Annotated in this window: 17 protein-coding genes; 9 read left to right on the plus strand and 8 right to left on the minus strand. The window is 34.6% G+C overall.

Going from position 1 to position 21,771, the window contains the following annotated elements:
- Positions 1-407: 407 nt before the first annotated feature.
- The 5 genes from AC4FQ5_RS19035 (at position 408) to AC4FQ5_RS19055 (ending at position 9,552) form a co-directional block, all read left to right on the plus strand.
- Entirely contained in the window at positions 408-2,129 is a 1,722-nt protein-coding gene (locus AC4FQ5_RS19035) for an FAD/NAD(P)-binding protein (RefSeq protein WP_491145936.1), read from the plus strand.
- Positions 2,130-2,279: 150 nt separating this feature from the next.
- On the plus strand, positions 2,280-3,407 hold the full coding sequence (locus AC4FQ5_RS19040; protein ID WP_491145937.1) for a serine hydrolase domain-containing protein: 1,128 nt from the start codon (positions 2,280-2,282) through the stop codon (positions 3,405-3,407).
- A 770-nt stretch (positions 3,408-4,177) separates the two neighbouring features.
- Positions 4,178-7,849 (plus strand): hypothetical protein, encoded by a 3,672-nt coding sequence (locus AC4FQ5_RS19045; RefSeq protein WP_491145938.1) that lies wholly within the window; start codon positions 4,178-4,180, stop codon positions 7,847-7,849.
- A gap of 66 nt (positions 7,850-7,915) precedes the next feature.
- Positions 7,916-9,190: a hypothetical protein gene (locus AC4FQ5_RS19050; protein ID WP_491145940.1), complete on the plus strand. Its 1,275-nt coding sequence runs from the start codon at positions 7,916-7,918 to the stop codon at positions 9,188-9,190.
- Positions 9,187-9,552, plus strand: coding sequence for a hypothetical protein (locus AC4FQ5_RS19055; RefSeq protein WP_491145942.1), 366 nt, complete (start codon positions 9,187-9,189; stop codon positions 9,550-9,552). The genes AC4FQ5_RS19050 and AC4FQ5_RS19055 overlap by 4 nt, the downstream gene beginning before the upstream one ends.
- Before the next feature lie 622 nt (positions 9,553-10,174).
- Here the strand turns inward: AC4FQ5_RS19055 and AC4FQ5_RS19060 are convergent.
- The 7 genes from AC4FQ5_RS19060 to AC4FQ5_RS19090 all read right to left on the minus strand — a co-directional run bounded on the left by AC4FQ5_RS19060 (position 10,175) and on the right by AC4FQ5_RS19090 (position 17,794).
- Entirely contained in the window at positions 10,175-11,542 is a 1,368-nt protein-coding gene (locus tag AC4FQ5_RS19060; protein ID WP_491145943.1) for an MBL fold metallo-hydrolase RNA specificity domain-containing protein, read from the minus strand.
- 77 nt (positions 11,543-11,619) lie between these two features.
- On the minus strand, positions 11,620-11,976 hold the full coding sequence (locus AC4FQ5_RS19065; RefSeq protein ID WP_491145945.1) for a hypothetical protein: 357 nt from the start codon (positions 11,974-11,976) through the stop codon (positions 11,620-11,622).
- Positions 11,977-12,055: 79 nt separating this feature from the next.
- Positions 12,056-13,108 (minus strand): response regulator, encoded by a 1,053-nt coding sequence (locus AC4FQ5_RS19070; RefSeq protein ID WP_491145947.1) that lies wholly within the window; start codon positions 13,106-13,108, stop codon positions 12,056-12,058.
- A gap of 5 nt (positions 13,109-13,113) precedes the next feature.
- The gene (locus tag AC4FQ5_RS19075) at positions 13,114-14,322 is read right to left on the minus strand and encodes a PAS domain-containing sensor histidine kinase (RefSeq protein WP_491145949.1); all 1,209 of its coding nucleotides are present in this window, start codon (positions 14,320-14,322) and stop codon (positions 13,114-13,116) included.
- A 176-nt stretch (positions 14,323-14,498) separates the two neighbouring features.
- Entirely contained in the window at positions 14,499-15,374 is an 876-nt protein-coding gene (locus AC4FQ5_RS19080; RefSeq protein WP_491145951.1) for a universal stress protein, read from the minus strand.
- Between the two features lie 7 nt (positions 15,375-15,381).
- Positions 15,382-16,755 carry a L,D-transpeptidase family protein gene (locus AC4FQ5_RS19085; protein ID WP_491145953.1) on the minus strand — a complete coding sequence of 458 codons (1,374 nt, stop codon included), beginning with the start codon at positions 16,753-16,755 and terminating at the stop codon, positions 15,382-15,384.
- 103 nt (positions 16,756-16,858) lie between these two features.
- A complete protein-coding gene (locus tag AC4FQ5_RS19090; RefSeq protein ID WP_491145954.1) occupies positions 16,859-17,794 on the minus strand; it encodes a 1-phosphofructokinase family hexose kinase in 936 nt (311 codons plus the stop codon).
- A 230-nt stretch (positions 17,795-18,024) separates the two neighbouring features.
- Between AC4FQ5_RS19090 and AC4FQ5_RS19095 the strand changes: the two genes are divergently transcribed.
- The 4 genes from AC4FQ5_RS19095 to AC4FQ5_RS19110 all read left to right on the plus strand — a co-directional run bounded on the left by AC4FQ5_RS19095 (position 18,025) and on the right by AC4FQ5_RS19110 (position 21,413).
- On the plus strand, positions 18,025-18,687 hold the full coding sequence (locus tag AC4FQ5_RS19095; protein ID WP_491145956.1) for a BON domain-containing protein: 663 nt from the start codon (positions 18,025-18,027) through the stop codon (positions 18,685-18,687).
- A gap of 111 nt (positions 18,688-18,798) precedes the next feature.
- On the plus strand, positions 18,799-19,563 hold the full coding sequence (locus tag AC4FQ5_RS19100; protein ID WP_491145957.1) for an MlaE family ABC transporter permease: 765 nt from the start codon (positions 18,799-18,801) through the stop codon (positions 19,561-19,563).
- Entirely contained in the window at positions 19,563-20,345 is a 783-nt protein-coding gene (locus AC4FQ5_RS19105) for an ABC transporter ATP-binding protein (RefSeq protein ID WP_491145958.1), read from the plus strand. Before AC4FQ5_RS19100 ends, AC4FQ5_RS19105 begins: the two co-directional genes overlap by 1 nt.
- Before the next feature lie 9 nt (positions 20,346-20,354).
- Positions 20,355-21,413, plus strand: a complete 1,059-nt coding sequence (locus AC4FQ5_RS19110) for an MlaD family protein (RefSeq protein WP_491145959.1) — start codon at positions 20,355-20,357, stop codon at positions 21,411-21,413.
- 84 nt (positions 21,414-21,497) lie between these two features.
- Here AC4FQ5_RS19110 and AC4FQ5_RS19115 read toward each other — a convergent pair whose 3' ends face one another.
- Complete coding sequence (locus tag AC4FQ5_RS19115; RefSeq protein ID WP_491145980.1) at positions 21,498-21,746, minus strand: inorganic diphosphatase; 249 nt, start codon at positions 21,744-21,746, stop codon at positions 21,498-21,500.
- Between the last annotated feature and the right edge of the window lie 25 nt (positions 21,747-21,771).

Genomic DNA, 21,771 nt, shown 5'->3' on the forward strand with positions numbered 1-21,771 from the left:
TTCGGATGCAAAAGTAAGATGATCTAAACAAATATACATTGTGAAAAATGACTAATCTTTTGTTAAATTTAACAAATCTTCATTTAATACTTTCATTTATTGATGTTTTTTAAATTAATCATAATAATTTATATCTATTTATAATTAAATCATAAATTGTTTTTAAATATAAATATTTATAATTTTGGTATTTATTATACAAAATCAATAATTTGAAGCAGGAAAAATTATTATTTCTCATATCTGGAAATTCTACTGTATTATCAATTTACACTGCATCATTTTTTAGAAAAAATACAAATATTTCAAGTATGATCTAAATCATAAAAAAGAAATTATTTTATGAATATGTAGTGAGAAAAAGGTACATCTTTTGACACTGTAGTTCTAATCAATCTACAACAAATATGACAGACATCAACTCTAAGACTATCGCGTTAATTGGCGGAGGTCCTGCTGCCTTATTCTTTTTGAAACACATGATCTCCAAAAATATCAGACCTGAAAAAATTATTATTTTTGAAAAGAATGAGTATTTGGGAATGGGAATGCCTTATGGATCTGCAGGATCCGGAAATGAACACGTTGCCAATGTTTCTGCCAATGAAATCCCTGAATTGATGAGCGATATCGAAGAGTTTATCAGCCAATATCCCATAGAAGGTTTTGATGAATATGTAAATGCAGGCAAGATCAACAGAAACCAGGTGATCCCAAGACTGATACTGGGAAGGTATCTCGAAAATCAGTTTAAACTATATATAAAAGCCGCTCAAAAAGCAGATATAGAGGTAATTGCCTTAACAAATACAAATGTAAAAGATATAAGAAGTACTGATACACATTCTTACTCTGTCATTACCACGCAAGAGGAAAAGTACAATGCAGACATTGTATTGCTAAGCATTGGTCATCAATGGTCCAGATCTTTTGAAGGAAAACATAAAGGCTGGTTTGACTCTCCTTATCCACCTTCAAAATTCACTACTGCCACCAATCATCCTGTTGCGGTGAAAGGAGCTTCTTTAACTGCCGTTGATATCATCCGTACGTTATCTCGCCTCAACGGATCCTTTACCAAAGACAAAAATGATAAAATACAGTTTACCCTTCATCCCGAATCTGAAAATTTTAAAATTGATCTCTACTCATTAAGCGGTCTGCTGCCTGCTCTGAGATTCCATTCAGAAGATGAAGCCTACTCCACCAGTTGGAAAATGACATTAAAGGAAATTTTTGAATATAAAAAAGATCATGGAGGATTTGTAGATCTTGATTATGTATTTGACAAAAATTTCAAATCAGTAGTTCAGAAAAAAGATCCACAATTTTATAACGAAATCAGAGATCTGAGTATTGAAGAGTTTGTAGATAAAATGATGAAACTCCGCAAAGAATTAGACAGTTTTGAACTTTTTAAGGCTGAGTATACAGAAGCTGAGAAATCAATAAAAAGACACCAGTCAATTTCATGGAAAGAAGCTCTCACCTCCTTCAGCTACGCAATGAATTATCCTGCAAAACATTTTTCTGCTGAAGACATGATAAGGCTCAATAAAGTACTGATGCCGCTTATATCAATCATTATTGCTGCCCTTCCTCAATCTTCTTACCGTGAAATTATAGCATTATATGAAGCAAATGTCATTCAACTTTATAAGGTCGATCATAAAAGCATTGTAGAACCTCATCATGATGAAGGCGCCATATACCGCTACCATGATGAATCAGGAATGTCTAAGGAACTGACATATAAAATGTATGTAGATGCTACAGGTCAGCGGGCTATGAATTTTAACGATCTGCCTTTTGAAGGGCTCAAACAACAGGGAATTGTAAGTTCGGGGTATCTTAATTTTAAAAGTGCTGAAAAAGCTGTCGGACTAAAAAACGAAGGCAACGATATGATAAAAGCAGGATCAAATGATAATTTTTATCTTCAGGTAAATGGTTTGAGTATCAATGATAACTTTCAGGCGCTGGATTCTTACGGAAATGTAAGAGAAAATCTTTATATCATGTCTGTAGCATATATCGGGGGACTCAACCCCGATTATTCAGGTCTGGATTTTTGCGATACTGCAGCAGAAATTATCACACAATCATTGCTTACTGCGGTCTTTACTTGAAAATATTAAAATGTTTTTGATGATTGTTACCATTAAATTTAAATAAAAGGTAAAGCTGCAGATGCGTGCATTTTTAAATCTACATTAACCAAAATAATATCTTAAATTCCTTTCCGTATTTTAGTATTTATCTTATAATCAGCAGAGAATATGAAAAAAGTTTGGGCAGCCTTTCTCTTTGGAACTTCAGCAGCAGCGGTAGCTGTTTATCTTTCAGGATATAAATATATTTTTAAAGCAATAACTGTCAATTTAACAAAGGGACCTTTGGCGCCCTCCATTGATGACGAAGAAAAATTCCCTTCTTTAGTCATTGATAATCTGCAACCTGAATCATGGGAGAAAGATATTTCCTACAATACCATCCAGCTTTCTGAAAATATTTTAAGTGACTTGAAAAAAACGAGAAGCTCGTCACTTCTTGTTATCCGAGACAATAAGCTGATATATGAGCAGTATTGGAAAGATCATAATTCTTCGTCATTAATGAATTCTTTTTCGATGGCAAAAGGTATACTTTCGATTTTAGTGGGATTTGCGATAGATGACGGTTATCTGGAATCTGAAGATCAGCTCGTATCAACAATATTCCCTTCCTATAAGAAAAGTAAGTTCGGTCAATTTCTTTCCCTGCGGCATTTGATGACCATGCAGGCAGGTTTTGACTGGGACGAAGAATACCGGCATCCGTTTGCAGAGAACTCTAAACAATATTTTATAGATGATCTCACTGAACAGGTCTTCAAAACAGACTTCAAAGAAATGCCAGGAAAAAAATATGAATATCAGAGTGTTTCAGCACAGCTTTTAGGGATGGTGTTACGAAATGCAACCGGTCAGAATCTGGCAGACTATCTTTCGGAAAAACTATGGAAACGTTTGGGAATGGAACATCCCGCAAAATGGAGTATCGATGAAAAAGGGACGGAAAAAGCTTTCTGCTGTATTCATGCAAGCGCAAGAGATTTTGCAAAAATTGGTCAGTTTATCATGCAGGAAGGGAACTGGAATGGCAAACAGCTTCTCAGCCGTGATTTTTGCAAAAAGCTTTTGAGTACTACAAAAGAAAATGATGCTTTCTGTTTCAACATATGGGCTGATGACGACAATGAAATTAAATGCCGTTTCTTTTATGGATTTTTAGGTCAGTTTATTGTTATGATTCCTGATAAAAAGATAGTTATCGTCAAAACAGGACTATACAACCGGTTAGAAGTCGATAAAAAACTAAGACCCGTTCAGGTAAAACTCTTAGCTGACAAATTTGCCAGTGTATAGCGATTGAAAAATTAAATCTCTCAGTCAAAGAGCGTTTTTCTATTTGAATCGAGTAAAAGTAAACATTTTCTATTTTTTTAAATCTGAAACATCTTTTAATATTGACGTCAAAACACTCTTTGTAATAAGTTTTTCCAACTCCTCCAAATCTATCTTTGAAATAATCTTCAGTTACTTTTCTTTTATTTTAGGAACAGCATATTCTTTATATAACCTGATTCTCCATTTTTAATGTCGTAAAACTCAAGTTTTAATTCGAAATATAAATCATCGTTGGTGACTAACTTTGTGTTTTTTCCAAAAGACTGACTACTTCCAAGGCAATCAACATCTGCTCATCTTACCTCTTGTCTATTATCTTCTAATAGCAGTACTACTCTATCACCATTTTTAATTCCTACGACATTAGCTTTTATCTGAGATAAAATTAATGTTGATTGAAGACATATATCATGTTGTATCATTTTTTCATCAATAATATTAAAGATTTTGATAACAACAGATTTGCTAAAAATTAAAATTCACTATTGGTATACTGTGAGTTACAAAATGTTATAAAAATTAATTTTCATTTTAATACGTCAAGTTTTGTCGCTATGCAGATGGATATTTGCATCAGGAGAAACACAGAAAATGAAACTTGCTATTAAAACTTTTGGTGGACATCTTTGCCGGAAACCACCTAAAAAAATAAGGCTAAAACCTGAAGACACCCTAATAAAAAGAGTCTTCAAATCTTAACCTTTATAAAATCAAACAAATTTACACAAATGTCTACAAACAACAATGCGTCACAGACGTTATTCAGATTCGTGAGTCTAAGAAACCCGCAACTTACAGAAACAAAGAAAAGAAATCTAGGATTTGTCCATCGTCCTTCAGGTGCAAAAGGTATTTTCGATGATGCTGTAGCATCAAGAGGAAGCAAAACATTAAAGCTTCAGGCTTTATCTTCCAGAACTTCTGATTTCGCTTCATCTGCATTTAAAACAGAGAAAGAACTGGAAACAGGTATTTTTGGAACGCTTCTCATTATCGGTAGAAAAATTTCTAAAAAAGAAACCCTAACGAAGGATGATTTTATTTATACAGCAAAATACTACGCAGAACTTATTGATGCCAATAAGGAACTTACAACAGATGCTATCAAAATCTTCGAAACGCTTTGGAATAATCTTACCTACCAAATTATCACCCAAAAAGATTTTTATATAAAAGAGGCGATTACCCATATTTTAAAAGCTATTCATATCGGTTTTGCTCAAAATATCGAAATTAATGATGATGTACTGAAAGCTAACGGAAGTAAAAAACCTTTGGATAATGCACTTATTGCAAAAATAGTGATGCCTAAAGAATTGTTTTTGGAAGAAGACAATACAAGTTCAGGTATTTCTTTACTTGCAAAAGCTGTTTCAAATGATGCTAAAACTCTTTCTGAAAGAGATTCTGAAAGAATAAAATCCAATGCACAGACTGACTTAGTGGTTACACAAGCTTTGCTGAGAAAGGAAAAACTTGAAAAGCTGAACTCAGAACTGGAAAAAACACAAAAATCATATCATAAATCCCAATACAAAGCGTATCAGGACAGCCATACGAAATACTTAGTAGAAAATAAAGAGCGTCTGCAGGAATATGAAAAACTTTCTGAAGAAATAGACCGCCTGATAGAATTAAAAGCTTCTGACGAAGAATTGCAAAAACTTTATGAGCGCTTAAAAGAACTGGAAATCCCTGCATTTGAGTTTTCTTACAATAATGAAATTAACATCACGGATCTTCAGGGAAAACTCTCTCCGGAATCTTTTGATCTGTTTATGGAATTGTGTGCTGCTCAGGAAATGAACGAAGCTTTCTATTCCAAAATTCCGGCAGATGCCAAACAGGAAATCATTTCCGACACTGAAATGAAAATTGGCGCACAAGCACTTCAGATTGATGACAGCTATCAGACTTACAATGATGTAATTGCCCATGTTCAGAATAATATCGGACAAGCAACACAAACTGCTTTGGAAAATTCAGTTCTGGAGCAGACACAGTACACCAATGTCGGAGGTGCATTGATTCCGGTGGGAAGTTCTTTTACAAGAACCCACCTCGCTTATACTTTAGAAGCCAAATGGTACAGATCAGCCTTTGTTCCTGATAACGGGTTTATTAATTTTTCTTTTGAAGTGGAAGACGGCTCTTGGGGAGTTGCCAATGCTAAAATTACATTAGAATCCAACACGGGGAATCATGAAGAAACCGTAAGCAATATCAATGTGATTAACGGTATCGTAAGTTTCCCTGCTGTAATGGTCAATAGATTTTCTTCAGTTTCAAAACTGAGAATTAACATTTATTTCAATAACGGAAGAGAAGCCTATCTGGAAGTATTAAAAATTCCGAATAATCAGCTGCTCACCGGATTGCTTACTTTAAAGCCGGGAAGAGAATTGGAGCCTACAGAACAAATTGAGGAAGAAACAAAAAGAAAAAACTTCGGAATTAAAAGATTAGGAATCGCCGACTATCTGAAAGTAGTTCAAAGTGTTCACGCCTATGTTCCGGGAGAAGTCTCGAATATCGAAAATGTCATGGCAAGCGAGCTGAGACACAAATCTTCTGTATCCAGAGAGTATTCTGAAATTACCGATACTACATCCAAATCAGTAGAAACCGAAAAAGTGTCTGATACTTCCAAAACTTCAAGAACCGATATGCAGACCGAAGTTGCGAAAGAACTCGATAAGCAGCAAAGTATTACCGCTTATGCACATTTTAGCTATGATTCGGGGTATAAACTGGACATCGGATCTGATTATGCCAACAATACCGCACAGCACGACAGTACGAGACAGGCGATGATGAAATCTCAGGAAATCACCGAGAGAGCGATGGAGCGTGTACTAACCAAAATTAATGAGGAGAGAGTGCAGAAAATTATCAAAGAATATACAGAAACTAATGTACATGAATTTGATAACAGAGGAAAGGCTTTAACAACCAACGAACCTACACAGCACATCACCGGAGTGTATCGTTGGATTGATAAAAAAATGAAAAACCAGATTTACAACTATGGCAAAAGAACCATGTTTGAATTTATGGTTCCGGAACCTGCAAAACTGCACCGTTTAGCTTTTGCCGTTTCAAAAGGTCAGACGCTTACCGCTCCCATAGATCCAAGAACCGCTCCGAAACCGTGGAATATGGCAAGTCCGAAAGAAGCGACAAAAGAAATGCTGATGCATTGGGCGCAGATTTACGGAGTGCAGTTAACCGATCTTCCGAAAGACACTGTAGAAGTATATCAGGAAATTAAAGGTGCTCCAAATTCTACAGGATCATTCGGTGCTGTGGGAACTCCTATTAATATCACACAGAATTATGCCGCAAAAGACATGAAAATTCAATTTTACATGGACAGAAACTCTTCATGGCACAACAGTAATTTCTATTGCAGTAATGGTAAAGGAGGAGAAAGAGATTTGAGCTTTGGTGGCAGAATCAACCAGGGAACAGTTTGGGAAAATGGCTTAAACCTTTCCGGAACTTTCAACTTCCTGTACAGAGGTAGAAATATTGAAGATGTAACGCTGAATGTAACGTTATATTGTAAAATTTCTGATGCCTTTATGCTTCAATGGCAGGCTGAAAACTTCAATGCTATCATTAAAGCATACGAAGAAGCTTATAAGAAGTTTTTGGAAGAACAGGCAAGATTGGATGCTGAGCAAAAAGAAAAAGAAGCTGAAGCCAAAGAAAAACAGGGAACATTCTACCGATACATGGAGCATGATGTGTTAAAACACAACTGTATTGCTTACTTGTTACAGGATTATTTGAATGTTTTGGGTCAGAACTTTACTGATGGAGACAGAATGGAAAACTTCCAGGTATTCTTAAATGAAAATCTTGATAAATATACTGCTCTTGCGAAGTTTATGGAACAGGCACTTGAATGGGAAATTATGGATTATACATTCTACCCGTACTATTGGGCAAACCGAAAGATGTGGCAGGAAATGTATGTAAGCGAATCTGTAGACCCATTATTCAGAAGTTTCTTACAAGCAGGTATGGCGAGAGTAATCGTTACCGTAAAACCAGGCTTTGAAGATGCTGTAAATTTCTTCCTGACAACAGGAAAAATCTGGAACGGTGGAGAAGTTCCTGTCATCGGAGATCCGATGTATATGAGTATTGTAGACGAAATGAGACAGCCTACAGGAGAGCCGCAAGGTAAATACTGGATTACCAGAATTCCTACTACGCTTACGATTCTTCAGGACAAATCTACAGGACTTCCGGTGGAACAACCGTTGCCAATCTTCCCAGAAAATAATCCTGAAAATTGTGAAAACCCTCTTGAACTGGAAACTGAAACAAGTTTTGCTCATAGAGATGTACAGTTATCTCATGGTATGATTGAGGATAGTACATTAGACTAAAAATTAATTAACGGAATGGCGGTTTACTGCCGCCATTCCTATTTTTTAACAATTAAAATTTAAAAGATGAGTACAATAAAAGCATTAGGATTGCCCAATAAAATAAAAGCGTTGGGGCTGGGAAATACGGGAGAATTACGGGGTGTGAAAATAGCGGCAGCAGAAGGTGATAGATATGATTTTCTTCCTGTCGTAAAAATAAACGGAAGTGAAAGTCCTAAAAATGCCATTATTTCGTTAACAGATTGCGCCGGATCTAAACTAGAACATCTGAATTTAGGTAATGATTATGATAAAGAGTGGAAAAATTATCCTGTAGCAAATATTGTGATTGCAAAAAACTCTGTAGCAAGAATTCCTTTACTTGTAAAAATGGGCTATGATCCTGTTGGTTGGCAAGACGGAGATGGAATTCTAGAATTTAAAAGTTCTAATGCTTCCGCAAAATTGAACTTTATTGATAATGACGATACAGATTATGATAATGATGAGGATAAATATGACTTAAAGGATGCTGAATATGGAGATGAATTAGTTTTGGAGATTGATGCAAAAGCATTAGCAAGAGGTACGAAATTTAGTATTTCTGTTTATGCATCAGATGATGGAGATGGAATAAGTAGTACTTCAAAAAGAAGAGGAATTTGTGGCAAATTTAATGTGAAAGTTGTAGAGAAGGATGTATTTTTAAATGAGGAATTAAAAAAAGGATTTGATTTATTATCAATAATTTCACAAAAGCATAGAAAGAAACCTAAACAAGGAGAATATTCAGTCAATTACTGTATACAAGGTGCTGATAGATTTTTAGGAGCGATTGTAAATAATACTAAAGACTTTTATGCTTATGACGATAAAACTGAGAAATTAATAAATAGTCCAGGCTTCACGACAGCTATTGCTAGAGCAAAAAAATTAAAAGATTTAGGTTATGGCTTTAACTATAAAGAATTTGATGGAAGTATTTTTGGATTTAGTGAGATAAACAAAGAAGATGAATATGAAAACAATCCTACCAGAAAGTTATATTTAAAAAAAGAAAATGAAATACGTGATTATTTTGTGTCGATGGTTAAAAATAAAGTTGGAATACATATTTTCTATTTATCAATTGTCGAAGCATTTCATACACTATTTATTGTGATTGATAACAGGAACCCGTGTAAACCAACATACAAGATATATGATGAAGACGGTGAAACAAGCAGTTCAGGCTTTCTAAAAGACATAGGAGACGGAATTGTAGGACAATCTCAATGGGTTTATCTTTGGGCAAAACCAAAATTTGGTTATTGGGCAAAATTAAATGTATCTTTATTAAAATTTCAAAGAAAACAATGAAAAAAATAAGTTTAATTTTTTTAATAGTAATTTGTTCTTGTAATTCGAACAATAAGCAAAATATTAAAGATGATCTTTTATATAAAGATTCAGAAAACAATATTTTTTTGAAAAGACAGGTAGACCTAATGAGTGAAAAAAAACCATTGGATAATCAAGAAAGATATTTTGATAGAGTTTTATATAAAGATAGTGCCTATATGCTTAAAGATATTGTGGATGTTAATAGTTTTCATTTTATAAAATCCGTCATAGACACATCAATAGCAGACAAATCTGATATTTTTGAAGATAAAAATTACATTTATAAATTTCAGCATTTACCTCCAACTTCTCCAGAAATTAAAGCAATAGATAAATAATATTAATGAGACTGTTTCAAACTTGAGACAGTCTCTTTTGTTATAAAAACGCTTATCTTAGTTTTTAAATATTTTAATATGAAAAAAGCTATTTTGGTAATTTTAGGGTTTATTCATATATTCTTGCAATGATAAAAAGGTTCAAAATAAAGAGATCACTTCAAATAGTTATGATACTCTTAAATCTCCTCCTTCAAAACCTGAATACTTAAATGATAAGAAAAAGTATGTATTACCAAGTATAACTAATACGATCTTCCCAAACATAGTCTCCGATAAAGTGAATATGTTCCCAGCCTAATGGAGAATGATACTGAAGTAAATCATCATTAATTTCTTCGCCTGTTCTTTCAAATGTTCCACTGCTTTTTTGAAAATGCTTCTTTAAATTGTTCCTAAAGCAATAGATAAGCTACATTACAAAATAAAGGATAACCCAACGCAAATGCCTAAATTTGAAGATGAAAAATGTTTCTGCAGGCAATAAGTTGTTTTGTAGTAAAGATGAAAAAAACTCAATATCCGGAGTACACTTTGAAAAATAATTAAAAATGAAAAAATTAATCTTTTATTTACTAATCGTTGGCTTGATGTTATCATGCAATAAAAAATTAGCATTATTTTAGAAAACGACTTCCTCATCTTTCACTAAAATTTTAACAGGTATTGTCAAATCCGTTTGAATTTTCACCCTTAATGCTTCCAATGCAGAGGGCTCACCATGAACCAACATGATTTGTTTAGGAGGATTTTTAAATTTCTTTATCCACTCCATCAGTTCAGATTGGTCGGCGTGTGCGGATAATCCTGTCAATTCAACAACATTTGCTTTTACAGGATAATATTTTCCGTGAATTTTTAACTCATGAGATTCGTTTAGTAATGCTCTTCCACGAGTACCTTCTGCTTGAAATCCTACAATTAATAAGGTATTCCGGCTGTTTCCGACATCATGCTTTAAATATTCAAGGACACGTCCTCCTGTCATCATACCACTGCCGGCAATTATTATTTTACTTTGCTTATCATGAACTATTTCTTCAGTATTCGTATATTCTTTATTGATATTCACTTGTTCAATAATTTCCAGCCATTTTTCTTTATTAACAATTGTGTGTTCAGCATATTCAACCATAATGTCAGTGGCAGAAGCAGCCATTGGACTATCCATAATTACAGGAAGATTGTAAGGTATTCTGTTCTGTTCCTTGAGCTGATAAAGAATGTAAATAAGCTCCTGTGATCTGCCAACAGCAAAACTGGGAATAATTATATTACCATGGTTTTTAACCGTGAGATTGATCCAGTGTTCCAATTTATCGTACAAATTAGTCTTGTCATGAAGTCTGTCTCCGTAAGTAGATTCCATCACTATAAAATCCGCTTTGATGAAAAAATCAGGCGGAGGTAAAATTGCACTGTGAGTCCTTCCGATATCTCCTGAAAAAACAATAGTCTTTCCAAAACATTCTATTTCCACAGAACAGGCTCCAATGATATGCCCGCAGGGTTTGAACCTACACTGAATATGATCACTAAGTTTGATCGTGGTGTTTTCACTAACCGTAAAAAATTGTTTAAAAGATCTTTCTGCATCATTTATCGTATATAGTGGTTTTGCGGGACGATGTTTGGTGTAATGATGAAAATTCGCTTTCTCCGCATCTTCTTCCTGTAATTTTGCACTATCAAGTAAGATTAATTTGGCCAATTCCTTCGTAGGTTCAGTCATATAAATTTTACCTTTAAATCCATTTTTTACAAGAAGAGGAATATATCCGCAATGGTCAAGATGGGCATGTGTAAGAATGACAATATCTATTTCAGTTATATCAATATTTAACGATTCCCAGTTTTGTTCACGCAAAGATTTAACGCCTTGAAACAACCCACAATCTACTAATATAGTAAGTTCCGAGGTTTTCAATAAATGTTTGGATCCGGTAACTGTTTCAGCTCCTCCGAGAGATTTTAGAATGATAGTATCCATTTTTTTCAGGTTTATACACCAAAGGTATAATGGAAATAATTTTTAAATCATGACTACCGTTGCGTTTTGAAATGATGCTAATCACTTTTTCCCCAGGCATCGAGAATTTCAATTATTGAGAAAATGGCTAATTTTGAGTCTGGAATGGTAATGTATTTCAATCCGGAATCCTGAATTATTGATAAATCCACGGGAATATGTTTCTGGAATCTGAATATAAAATATTTGATCCCAAAGGATATAAGTTTCAGAATAAGACTATTTGAAACCGGGTTTTCCTGATCAATGATTATGGCAGCATCTTTTGCTTCTGCAAAATAGACTGTAGCTTCACTTAAAGGATCTACTATAATCGTAATTTTATGCTTTTTACGATTAGCCAAAGCAAGAAGCTTTTTATCTTCCTGGCTGATATGATAAACTATGACTTTCATACGGTCTGTTCAATCTTCAAATGTATTGAACTGCATAGAACTGACGAATGCATGAAATCATTATAAAAATTGATAAATATCAGTTTTTTAATTTCTGAAGACGTAAAACATCAAGTATGATTATTTTCCCTGCACTTCTGTCTATTAATTTTTCTTCCTTAAAATCACTGAGAATTCTGCTTACCGTTTCGATAGCCATTCCAGCCATAGAAGCAAGATTTTCTCTGGAAATTTCAAAATTGTCGGTATGAGGATGTTTTTTATGGACTTTAAGTAGGACTTCTGCCATTCTTTTTCTCACAGAAAAATAGGCAAGCTGCAATAACTGTTCTTCGTGTGTAATAACGTTTTGGGCAAGAATTTTGATGAATTTTTCCGCTATGTCGGGATATTTATACAGTAACTGGTCAATAACTTCTCTGGGAACTGAGCATAAGGTGGCATCCTCCAATACTTCAGCCGTCTCTTTATATTCTTTTCCTGCAAATAATGAGGTGATTCCGAAATATTCTTCCAGGCTGTAGACTCCTGTCATAAGTTCTTTGCCATCTTCCGTCATTTTTGTTGTTTTCACTGAGCCTGATATAATAAGATAAATGGCATTTGCAGTATCGCCCTCGTAATATATAATCTGCTTCTTTTTAAAGGACTTCACTCTTCGTTCATCAAAAGCTTTCTTTAATTCATCAAGTCCGTGTGAACCATGAAATAAATTGGTCATTTGAGTAAGAATATTGCTGTAAAGGCTTTTCTGACGTTCTTTCTTTTTCAATCGGCTTTCAATAGCACTGAGGAGTTCTATGTCATCAAAAGGTTTGGTAAGATAGTCATCTGCACCCATTTCTATTCCTTTCCGGATTTCTACCCGATCGGTTTTTGCCGTTATAAAAATAAAAGGTATAAGTGCAGTATCCTCTCTTTTGCTTAAAAGATGTAAAACCCCATACCCGTCAAGTTCCGGCATCATAATATCACATAATATCACATCCGGGATATGCTTAATAGCCAGATCTACTCCCTGTTTACCATTAGAAGCCTGAAATACTTCATAACTGGCAAGCTGAAGGATTTCCGAAGTGCTTTCGCGGATATCGTCATTATCTTCGATTATCAATATGCGTGTTTTTTCCATTGGAACTAAATTGGAGTATTATTAACTGAATTTTTCTGAAATGATAAGGTAAACTCGGTTCCTTTACCTGATTTACTTTCAAAATGGACCCTGCCATCCATAAGATTTACATACCGTTGCACAATATTGAGTCCTAATCCTGTTCCGGGAATATTTCCTGTATTATGTGCTCTAAAAAATGGCTGAAAAAGACCGGATTGATCTTCTTCAGGTATTCCTATTCCATTATCTTTTACTGAAAACACATATTGATCTTCACTTATTTCTGTAGAAAATTCTATCAATGTATGTTCTCCTGAATATTTTATGGCATTGCTAATTAAGTTCATTAAACAATTCCTTAATAAATTTTGATCCAGATTTACATCACTTTCTGATCCTGTATGCTGATAAATAATGATTTGATCTTCTTTGGTGATAAGCTGCATTTCTTCTGTAAGTTCTTCTGAAAACTTAACCATATCAAATGAGTCATAATGAGGTTTTACAATCCCGGTATCCAATTTTTCTAAGGAAAGAAAATCATTGAGAATGGAATTCAGACTGCCAATTGCCGTTTTAATTTTATGGAGATGTTTTAATATTTGAATATTGTCCGAAGTTTGAAGATATTTTTCAATAAGTACGGCAGAAAGCTGCATAGAACTTAAAGGGGTTCGAAACTCGTGCGATGCCATCGATACAAAGCGGCTTTTCATACGGTTCAGTGCCTTTTCTTTTTCCAGCGATACATTAGCCTCTTCTTTTGCCACCTCCAATTCATGAAGCATTTTTTTTAATGATTTTGTACGGTTTTCGACTAACTCTTCCAACTCGCTAGCATACCTTTTAAGAGATTCTTCCGCTTCTTTTTCTTTTGAAAGATCATGGATAAAACCTGTATAGATCACCCTTTCCTGATATTGCACTTCGCTTACGGCAAGCCTGAAGGGAAATTGTGTCCCATCTTTTCTTAATCCTCTAACTTCCCTTCCTTTTCCAATGATTTTCTTTTCTCCAGTATCCTGATAATGAAGAAGGTAACCATCATGTCTGCTTTTATCAGGTTCCGGCATCAGTACTGAAATATTTTTACCTGTTAATTCTTCTTCTTTATACCCAAATATTTTTAGAGCAGAGGGATTCAGACTTTCTATTTTGCCTCTGTTATCAATGGTTATAATACCATCAATGGCAGTTTCAATAATGGCTTGTAATAGTTTTGCACTTTCCATATTTTATATAGAAATATATTATATAAAGTTATGAATTTTAGTACAACCAATTACATTTGGACATAAATAAATGTTAAAATATTAAATCATTATTAATTATTCTCAATAAACAGGAATAAAAAAATTGAAATCTAAAATAAAATTCCCCGAAACAAAGCATAGGAGAATTCTTTAAATTAAACAAACAGATGATCAATTTCCGGAATGATTAATAGTGGAATTTCTAACTCTGCAGCCTGTCTTGCAGCGTGACTGCTCTTGGTAAACCTTTCGAGAAAACTTCTATGATAATGGCCCATTGCCAAGATGTCAATATCTTTATTTTTCAGGATATCTAAACCATAATCTATATTTTCGCTGTAAATACAGTTATAACAAACTTTACCATCCAGAGCCTTTAAAAACATTTCTTTTTTATGTTCATAAGCAGTATCCTGGATCACATCATTATTGCTCTGAATAATATGGGTAATTAAAAGTTCGGCATCAAAATATTGGGCAAACTTAATCAAAGATTGAGCAATTTTTATATCTTTTTTCTTCAGATCTGTTGCAAAAGCGATTTTTTTTATTCCCTTATATTTATGATTTTGAGGAATTAACAGAAGCGGATGTTGTGTACTTTCAATCATTTTAAGACTGTTGCTTCCAAAAATAAACCGGGCAAGCATCCCAGCTCCCTGCATACCCATTGCTATTAATAGGGTTTTGTTATTAGCTGCTGTATCATTTATTACCTGCACAGCATCGCCTCCCTCGCAAGAATAATTTATCGACGGATGATAAGGAAAAGCCTCATCTCCCCATAAAACTTTTTCTTTTTCTTCTAATGTTTTTACCAATTTTTTCAGTTCTTTACTATTCTCATCCTGTAAAGCCGGATATTCATATAAGGTCCAAGCGGTCTGCCCAAGCATAGGACTTTCAACCGGCAATGCAAAGGCATGGCACAAATCAACATTACATTTCAGGGCATTAGCCAGATGAAGTGCATACAACGCTGCATTTTTTGCCGGCTTTGAATAGTCTGTAGGTACTACAATCGTTCTCATAATTTTATTATTTATTTTGGTTAAATTTATTTTCGAGTGAATCATCAAAATGGTAAATGTCTTTATAGAGTACAGGTTTTCCATCTTTTATTAAGCAAGTCAGATACGTTATAATGATAGGAACCGGTTGCTTTAAAACAAAATCTTTTCTTTGGTAGTCGGCCATCGCTTTTTCTAAAATGGGAATCTTATTTCCAGAGCCATCGTTTGTTAAGATGAGAGATGCGAGTTCTTTAGCATTTTCAACACGAATGCACCCATGACTCAAAGCTCTTTCATCTTTATTAAACAATTGTTTTTGAGAAGTATCATGGAGATATACTCCATAAGAGTTCTCAAATCTAAAAACCACCGCTCCTAATGCATTGTCACATCCCGATGATTGTCTGACACTATATCTATGAGGGTTTTGACGGATCTCTTTTAGTTTTGACGAAGTTATTTCAACTTCATTACCTTGTTTATTGTAAACTGAATAATGATGGTCTTCCAAATACCTGCTGTTTTTTAAAATTTTTGGAAGCATTTCTTTTATGAATATGCTTTGGGGAACTTTCCAGTCAGGGGCTGTTGTAAAATGGCTGACTGTACTTTCTAAAACCGGAGTTCTGGTATTCGGTTTTCCTATAATTACTTTAAAATCAAATACACGGTCTTTCTGGTGAAATTCTAATGTATAGGAAGGAATATTGATTAATACATACGCTTGATCTCTTGTATTGATCCATCGCAGGCGTTCCATATTGATAACAATCTTTTTAATTTCAGTTTGAGGAGCCAAGCAATCGTTCTCCTCATAGAGGCCATTCAAATAATTTTGAAAGTCTGTATAAGCTTTGATCTTAGGCTGAACCTCAAGGATTGCCTTAAGAAAATCTTTTTGTCGGCTGGAATAAAGCAATATATCATCTGAGCGAAATCCATTAATATCGTTTGTATCAATATATGCCGAGTTGTACGAAGGATTGTATTTTCCAAAATGCAGATTATTGATGAAAGTAATAAGAGCATCGGTCATCAGAATATCGAACACCGCTTGTTCTTTCTGATTTATTTCTGTAGGAGTATCTCTCAGTTTTCTTAAATTTTCTAACGAAAGAGTTTCCTGATGATAATCAGATAAAGACAATCCAAAGCGATAAGAATATTCCAGCAACAGCATTGCTATTTCTGGCTGATCTGATTTTTGGCTACTATTTATCCAGGCATATTCAAAATCATTTTTGGCATAAAACTGAATGACCGATTTCGGATAATGCAGTTTAGAAAGAGTAATGTTGTCTGTAAGTGAAGAAGCAATCTCACTGGTCATTTTCAAATCCTGAGCCCGTGTGATCATTGCACAGCAAAGAATAATTGTGAAGGTTAGAAGAGCTTTCATAATCTTGAATTATGTAGCAAATCTCCAAATTATAGCGGTTTCAAATAATGACTGCGGTCACTTAAAAAAATGATATAACGTTTATCAGTTTTTAAATTAATAATTATTTTTTCCAAATTTCTTTATATAAACGATCTACATTTTCTTTTGTAAAAAGTCCTGTTCCTTCGGCCATTGTAGTGGCAGATCCACAAGCGATTCCCATGGAAAGGACTTCTTTATAATCTCCTCCTTTCACCAAAACAGAAACCATTCCGGCAACCATGCTGTCTCCGGCACCAACAGTGCTTCTCACCTCTACTTCAGGTGCTGCAATTTGAATTTTTTCAGTTGCTGAAAATAAAATAGCTCCCTGAGAACCTAATGAGACTACCACAATCTCAGCTTTTCCCTGCGAAATGATAAGTTGGGCAGCTCGGTCTACATCGGTCTCTTCCAACTTGTCTTTCCCAACTAAAACCGCAAGCTCCCCTATATTGGGTTTTAATAAAAATACACCTTCTTCTACAGCTGTTTTCAGAGCTTCTCCTGAAGTATCAATAACCACTTTACTACCCATTGACTTACACGTATTAACAAGCTGTTTCATAAAATTCGGATCAGTTTCTGCCGGTAAACTGCCACTGATTACTACAAAATCAGGAAACGGATTCGTTACCTCCACACTAATTAAAATTTCGTTTTGCTCGTCTTGTGTTAAAAGTTCTCCAGGGAATCCAAACCTGTATTGCTTGTTATTAGAGGTATCTAAAACAGTAAAATTTTCCCGGGTTTCCGCAGCAATATGGAAAGGTACTAGATCCAGTTGTTCAGCTTGAAGTAACTCTTCCAGCAATCTGCCCGTTCTTCCACCGGAAGTAAAAAAAGTATCTGATGAGACCCCCAATCTTTTTAATGCTCTGGATACATTGACTCCACCTCCTCCTGCCTCATATTTAGGGGAATTACAACGTAATTTTTTTTCAGGAATGATGTTTTCAACACTGCTGCTCTTGTCTACCGAGGGGTTTAATGTGATTGTCAAAATAGTTTTGTCCATTTTATTAATTTTTTTTAAGTTACTAAATTATCCAACATAGTACATTATCAAATTATTACTGTCCTCTTATTGATTACCAAAAAACAATACTCCCCTCTCTATTCAAATTTCAACAATAAGGAACAGACTGCCAAATATTTAATCTGATCAACATCATGTTTCATAGTGATGCCGGTCATCTTATCTTCTGTAAAGTTTCTGGAACTTTGAAACATAAAATTTATAATCAAATGAAAACAAATGCAGAATTACAAAAAGATGTTCAGGACGCTATTAAATGGGAGCCCCTATTAAATTCAGCAGAGATCGGAGTGATTGTTAAAGACGGAATCGTTACTCTTACAGGAACTGTAGATAGCTATGCAAAGAAATTACAGGCAGAGCATGCCACAAAAAATGTCTCGGGAGTAAAAATTCTGGTAGAAGATATTAAAGTAAAACTGCCAGATCCCCGGTCAAAAACTGATGTCGAAATTGCCAGTGAAATTATAGCTGCATTTAATGCAAACTCAATTATTCCGCAAGAAAAAATAACTGTAAAAGTAGAAAACGGCTGGGTAGATTTGGATGGTGAAGTGTCTTGGGACTACATAAGGGATATTACAGAAAATGCCGTAAAGTATCTTCCCGGAGTTAAAGGTATTTATAATAACATTATTATTAACCCGGAAATCCGGAACACCGTTGAAAAAAGTGATATTGAGAAGGCCCTTAAAAGAAGCTCAATTGATAATAGTGAAATCGACGTATCCGTATCCGGAACAACGGTCACATTAACCGGGAACGTACATACCTGGCATCAAAAGGAAGAAGCAGGTCGTATTGTCTGGAAAACACCTGGTATACAAGATGTAAAAAATGAGTTAAAAGTAGATTATGAGTATGATCTTTAATTCGTAAATATCCCTATACCTCTTAAAGCATTGTAGACGGTTAAATTATCCATCAGATAAAAATATTTTTACAATTAGGACTGCACATAAAATATGCATTAACAAAACATCATGGAAACCTATTTTAAGAGAAACCTTAGCCTTGTAGGCAATATAGCTTCATTCTCCAGTCGCTTTTTTAAAGAAATTTTCAAACCGGGATTTGAGTTTAAAGAATTTATCCGACAGTGTTTTGTTGTGGGCTACCAGTCATTACCATTAGTAACGATAACAGCCTTTATTATGGGATTGGTACTCACCATACAATCACGTCCTGCTATGGCCAGGTTTGGTGCAGAGTCTCTGATACCCGGGATGGTTTCGCTTTCATTAATAAGAGAGATTGCCCCGGTTATTACGGCATTGATTTGTGCCGGAAGAGTATCATCAGGCATTGGCGCCGAACTGGGATCTATGAAAGTAACAGAACAAATTGATGCCATGGAAGTTTCAGCAATCAACCCGTATCGGTATCTGGTGGTGACCAGAACCCTCGCTACGACACTAATGATCCCTATTTTAGTATTATATGCTGATCTGATCGGGATTATGGGTGGTTTCATCGGCATCAATATGCACAGCGAAAGCAGTATACAGCATTATTTTGCCCATGTCTTTGAATCTTTGGAATATGCTGATATTGTACCAGCTATCATCAAAACCTTTTTTTTCGGTTTTTTTATTGGAATTATTGGCTGTTATGAGGGGTTTAATGCTTCGGGAGGAACAAAAAGCGTGGGAAAAGCCGCAAATTCAGCTGTAGTCATTGCCTCTCTGATGATTTTTATTATTGACCTAATAGCCGTACAGGTAACCGAATTATTTTTTGAACTGTGATGGAAAATAACGAAAACTTTAAAACCAAATATATAAAATTGCCAACAAGCGATGTCCCATTGATAGAATTTAAAAATGTTTACAAATCTTATGGCAGTAATAAAGTATTGAACGGCATCAGTTTTACCGTTAAAAGAGGAGAAAATCTGATCATATTGGGAAAGTCAGGCTCGGGTAAGTCCGTTGCTGTTAAATGCTTAGTCGGTCTTACTAAAGTGGATAAAGGGGAAATATTCATATCGGGAAAGGATATAACAAAATTGAGTGAGGAAGAACTCAACCGGATCCGGATGAAAATTGGTTTCCTGTTTCAAAACGGAGCCTTATATGATTCTATGACAGTCAAGCAGAATTTAGTTTTTACACTACAGCACAATAATAAAAACCTTACTGAACAGGAAATGGAATCTGCTGTTAAAGAAGCATTACAAAACGTAGGATTAGAAGAAGCTATTGATCAATTGCCGGCAGAACTGTCCGGAGGAATGAGAAAGAGAATAGGACTGGCAAGAGCATTAATCATTAAACCGGAAATTATCATTTATGATGAACCGACCGGAGGTTTAGATACGATCACAGCCCGTGAAATTATCGAGCTCATTCGAAATATCAAACTAAAATACAATACCTCATCCATTATTATAACACACGATTTAACCTGTGCAAAATATACCGGTGATAGAATCATCATACTCAAGGATGGTATCATTAAAGCTGAAGGCAGCTATAAAGAAATAGAAAATAACGCCGATGATTGGGTAAAATCATTTTTTGAAAAATAAATAAAAGCCATGAGCAACGAGTCATCAAACAACTGGAAACTGGGAATTTTTGTTACAGCAGGCATCCTTCTTTTCATAACAGCTATCTACTTTATTGGTGTCAACAGAAATCTGTTTGGCTCTAATTTCGTTCTGCGTTCAGAATTTAAGAATGTCAGCGGATTAAAGCAGGGAAGTAATGTTCGTCTTTCGGGTATTAACATAGGAACGGTTAATAAAATAGATTTTATTTCAGATTCATTGGTTCTGGTAAAATTAGTAATCAGAAAAGACGTTCAGAAATATATAAAAACTGACGCGTTTGCCAGTATAGCATCAGATGGATTAATGGGTGATAAAATTCTTATTATTTCACCCGGCACCACCTCCACTACCATGGTGAAGGATAATGACATGATTGCTTCTTATAAAACCATTGAAATAGATGATTTATTCTCAAGTATAAAACAAAGTACTGATAACGCCAAAGTAATTACTGATGAGCTCGTCGAGTTCAGTACTAACATGAATACCAAGAATAGTTTATTGACAAAAATAATGACCAATAAGGATTTTGCTTCGAGAATTGACAAAACCATAGAAAATCTACAAATAAGCTCTCAGGAATTGGCAAAATTCACCCCTATACTGAATCATAAAAACGGAACGGTTGCAAAAATATTTACCGATAAGAAATGGTCAGATAATATTGAAACAAGCATTTCTAATTTACGGAACAGCTCCCGTGAAATCAGTATTTTCACTACAAAACTTAATGATAAAAATAATGTGCTTTCTCACTTATCTTCCAACGATACTTTAGCTATTTCAATAGAAAAGACAGTCCGTAACCTCGAAAAAAGCTCTGATGATTTAATACAGTTTACTTCAAAAATAAATAATGATGAGAATGTTTTATCGAAGCTTTCTAACAATCCCAAACTTGGCAGATCCGTAGATTCCACGATTATCAATATTGGGAAAGGTGTCGATGAACTCAGGGAAATAGAAGCTGCCGCGAAGAATAATTTTTTGTTAAGAGGTTATTTTAATAAAAAGAAAAAAGAAACCGGAAAAGAAAAAAGATGATTGTTATAATCAACTCAAAAGCATGACCTATTTATTCTTATCGCCATGCCAACCTACTACAAGATCCACAGAAAAGAAACCTAGTCAAATATTTTTCATTTTAGGTTTGATTTCTTTGACATATATCATTAAACTTTCTTCAATACACGTGAAAGCTTCCTCCTTATTTTTAAAACCAAATACCTGTACAGCTTTTCCCTCCAATTTTTTATATTCTTCAAAAAAATTCTGAATCTCATTAACCGTGTAAGCCGGCAGGTTTTCAATATCATTGATATGCAGTAAGGAGGAATCATTTTCAGCCACAGCTATTATTTTGTGGTCTTGCTGTATCTGTTTAAAATAAAATCACCCATGA

The sequence above is a fragment of the Chryseobacterium sp. DT-167 genome, assembly GCF_058310155.1.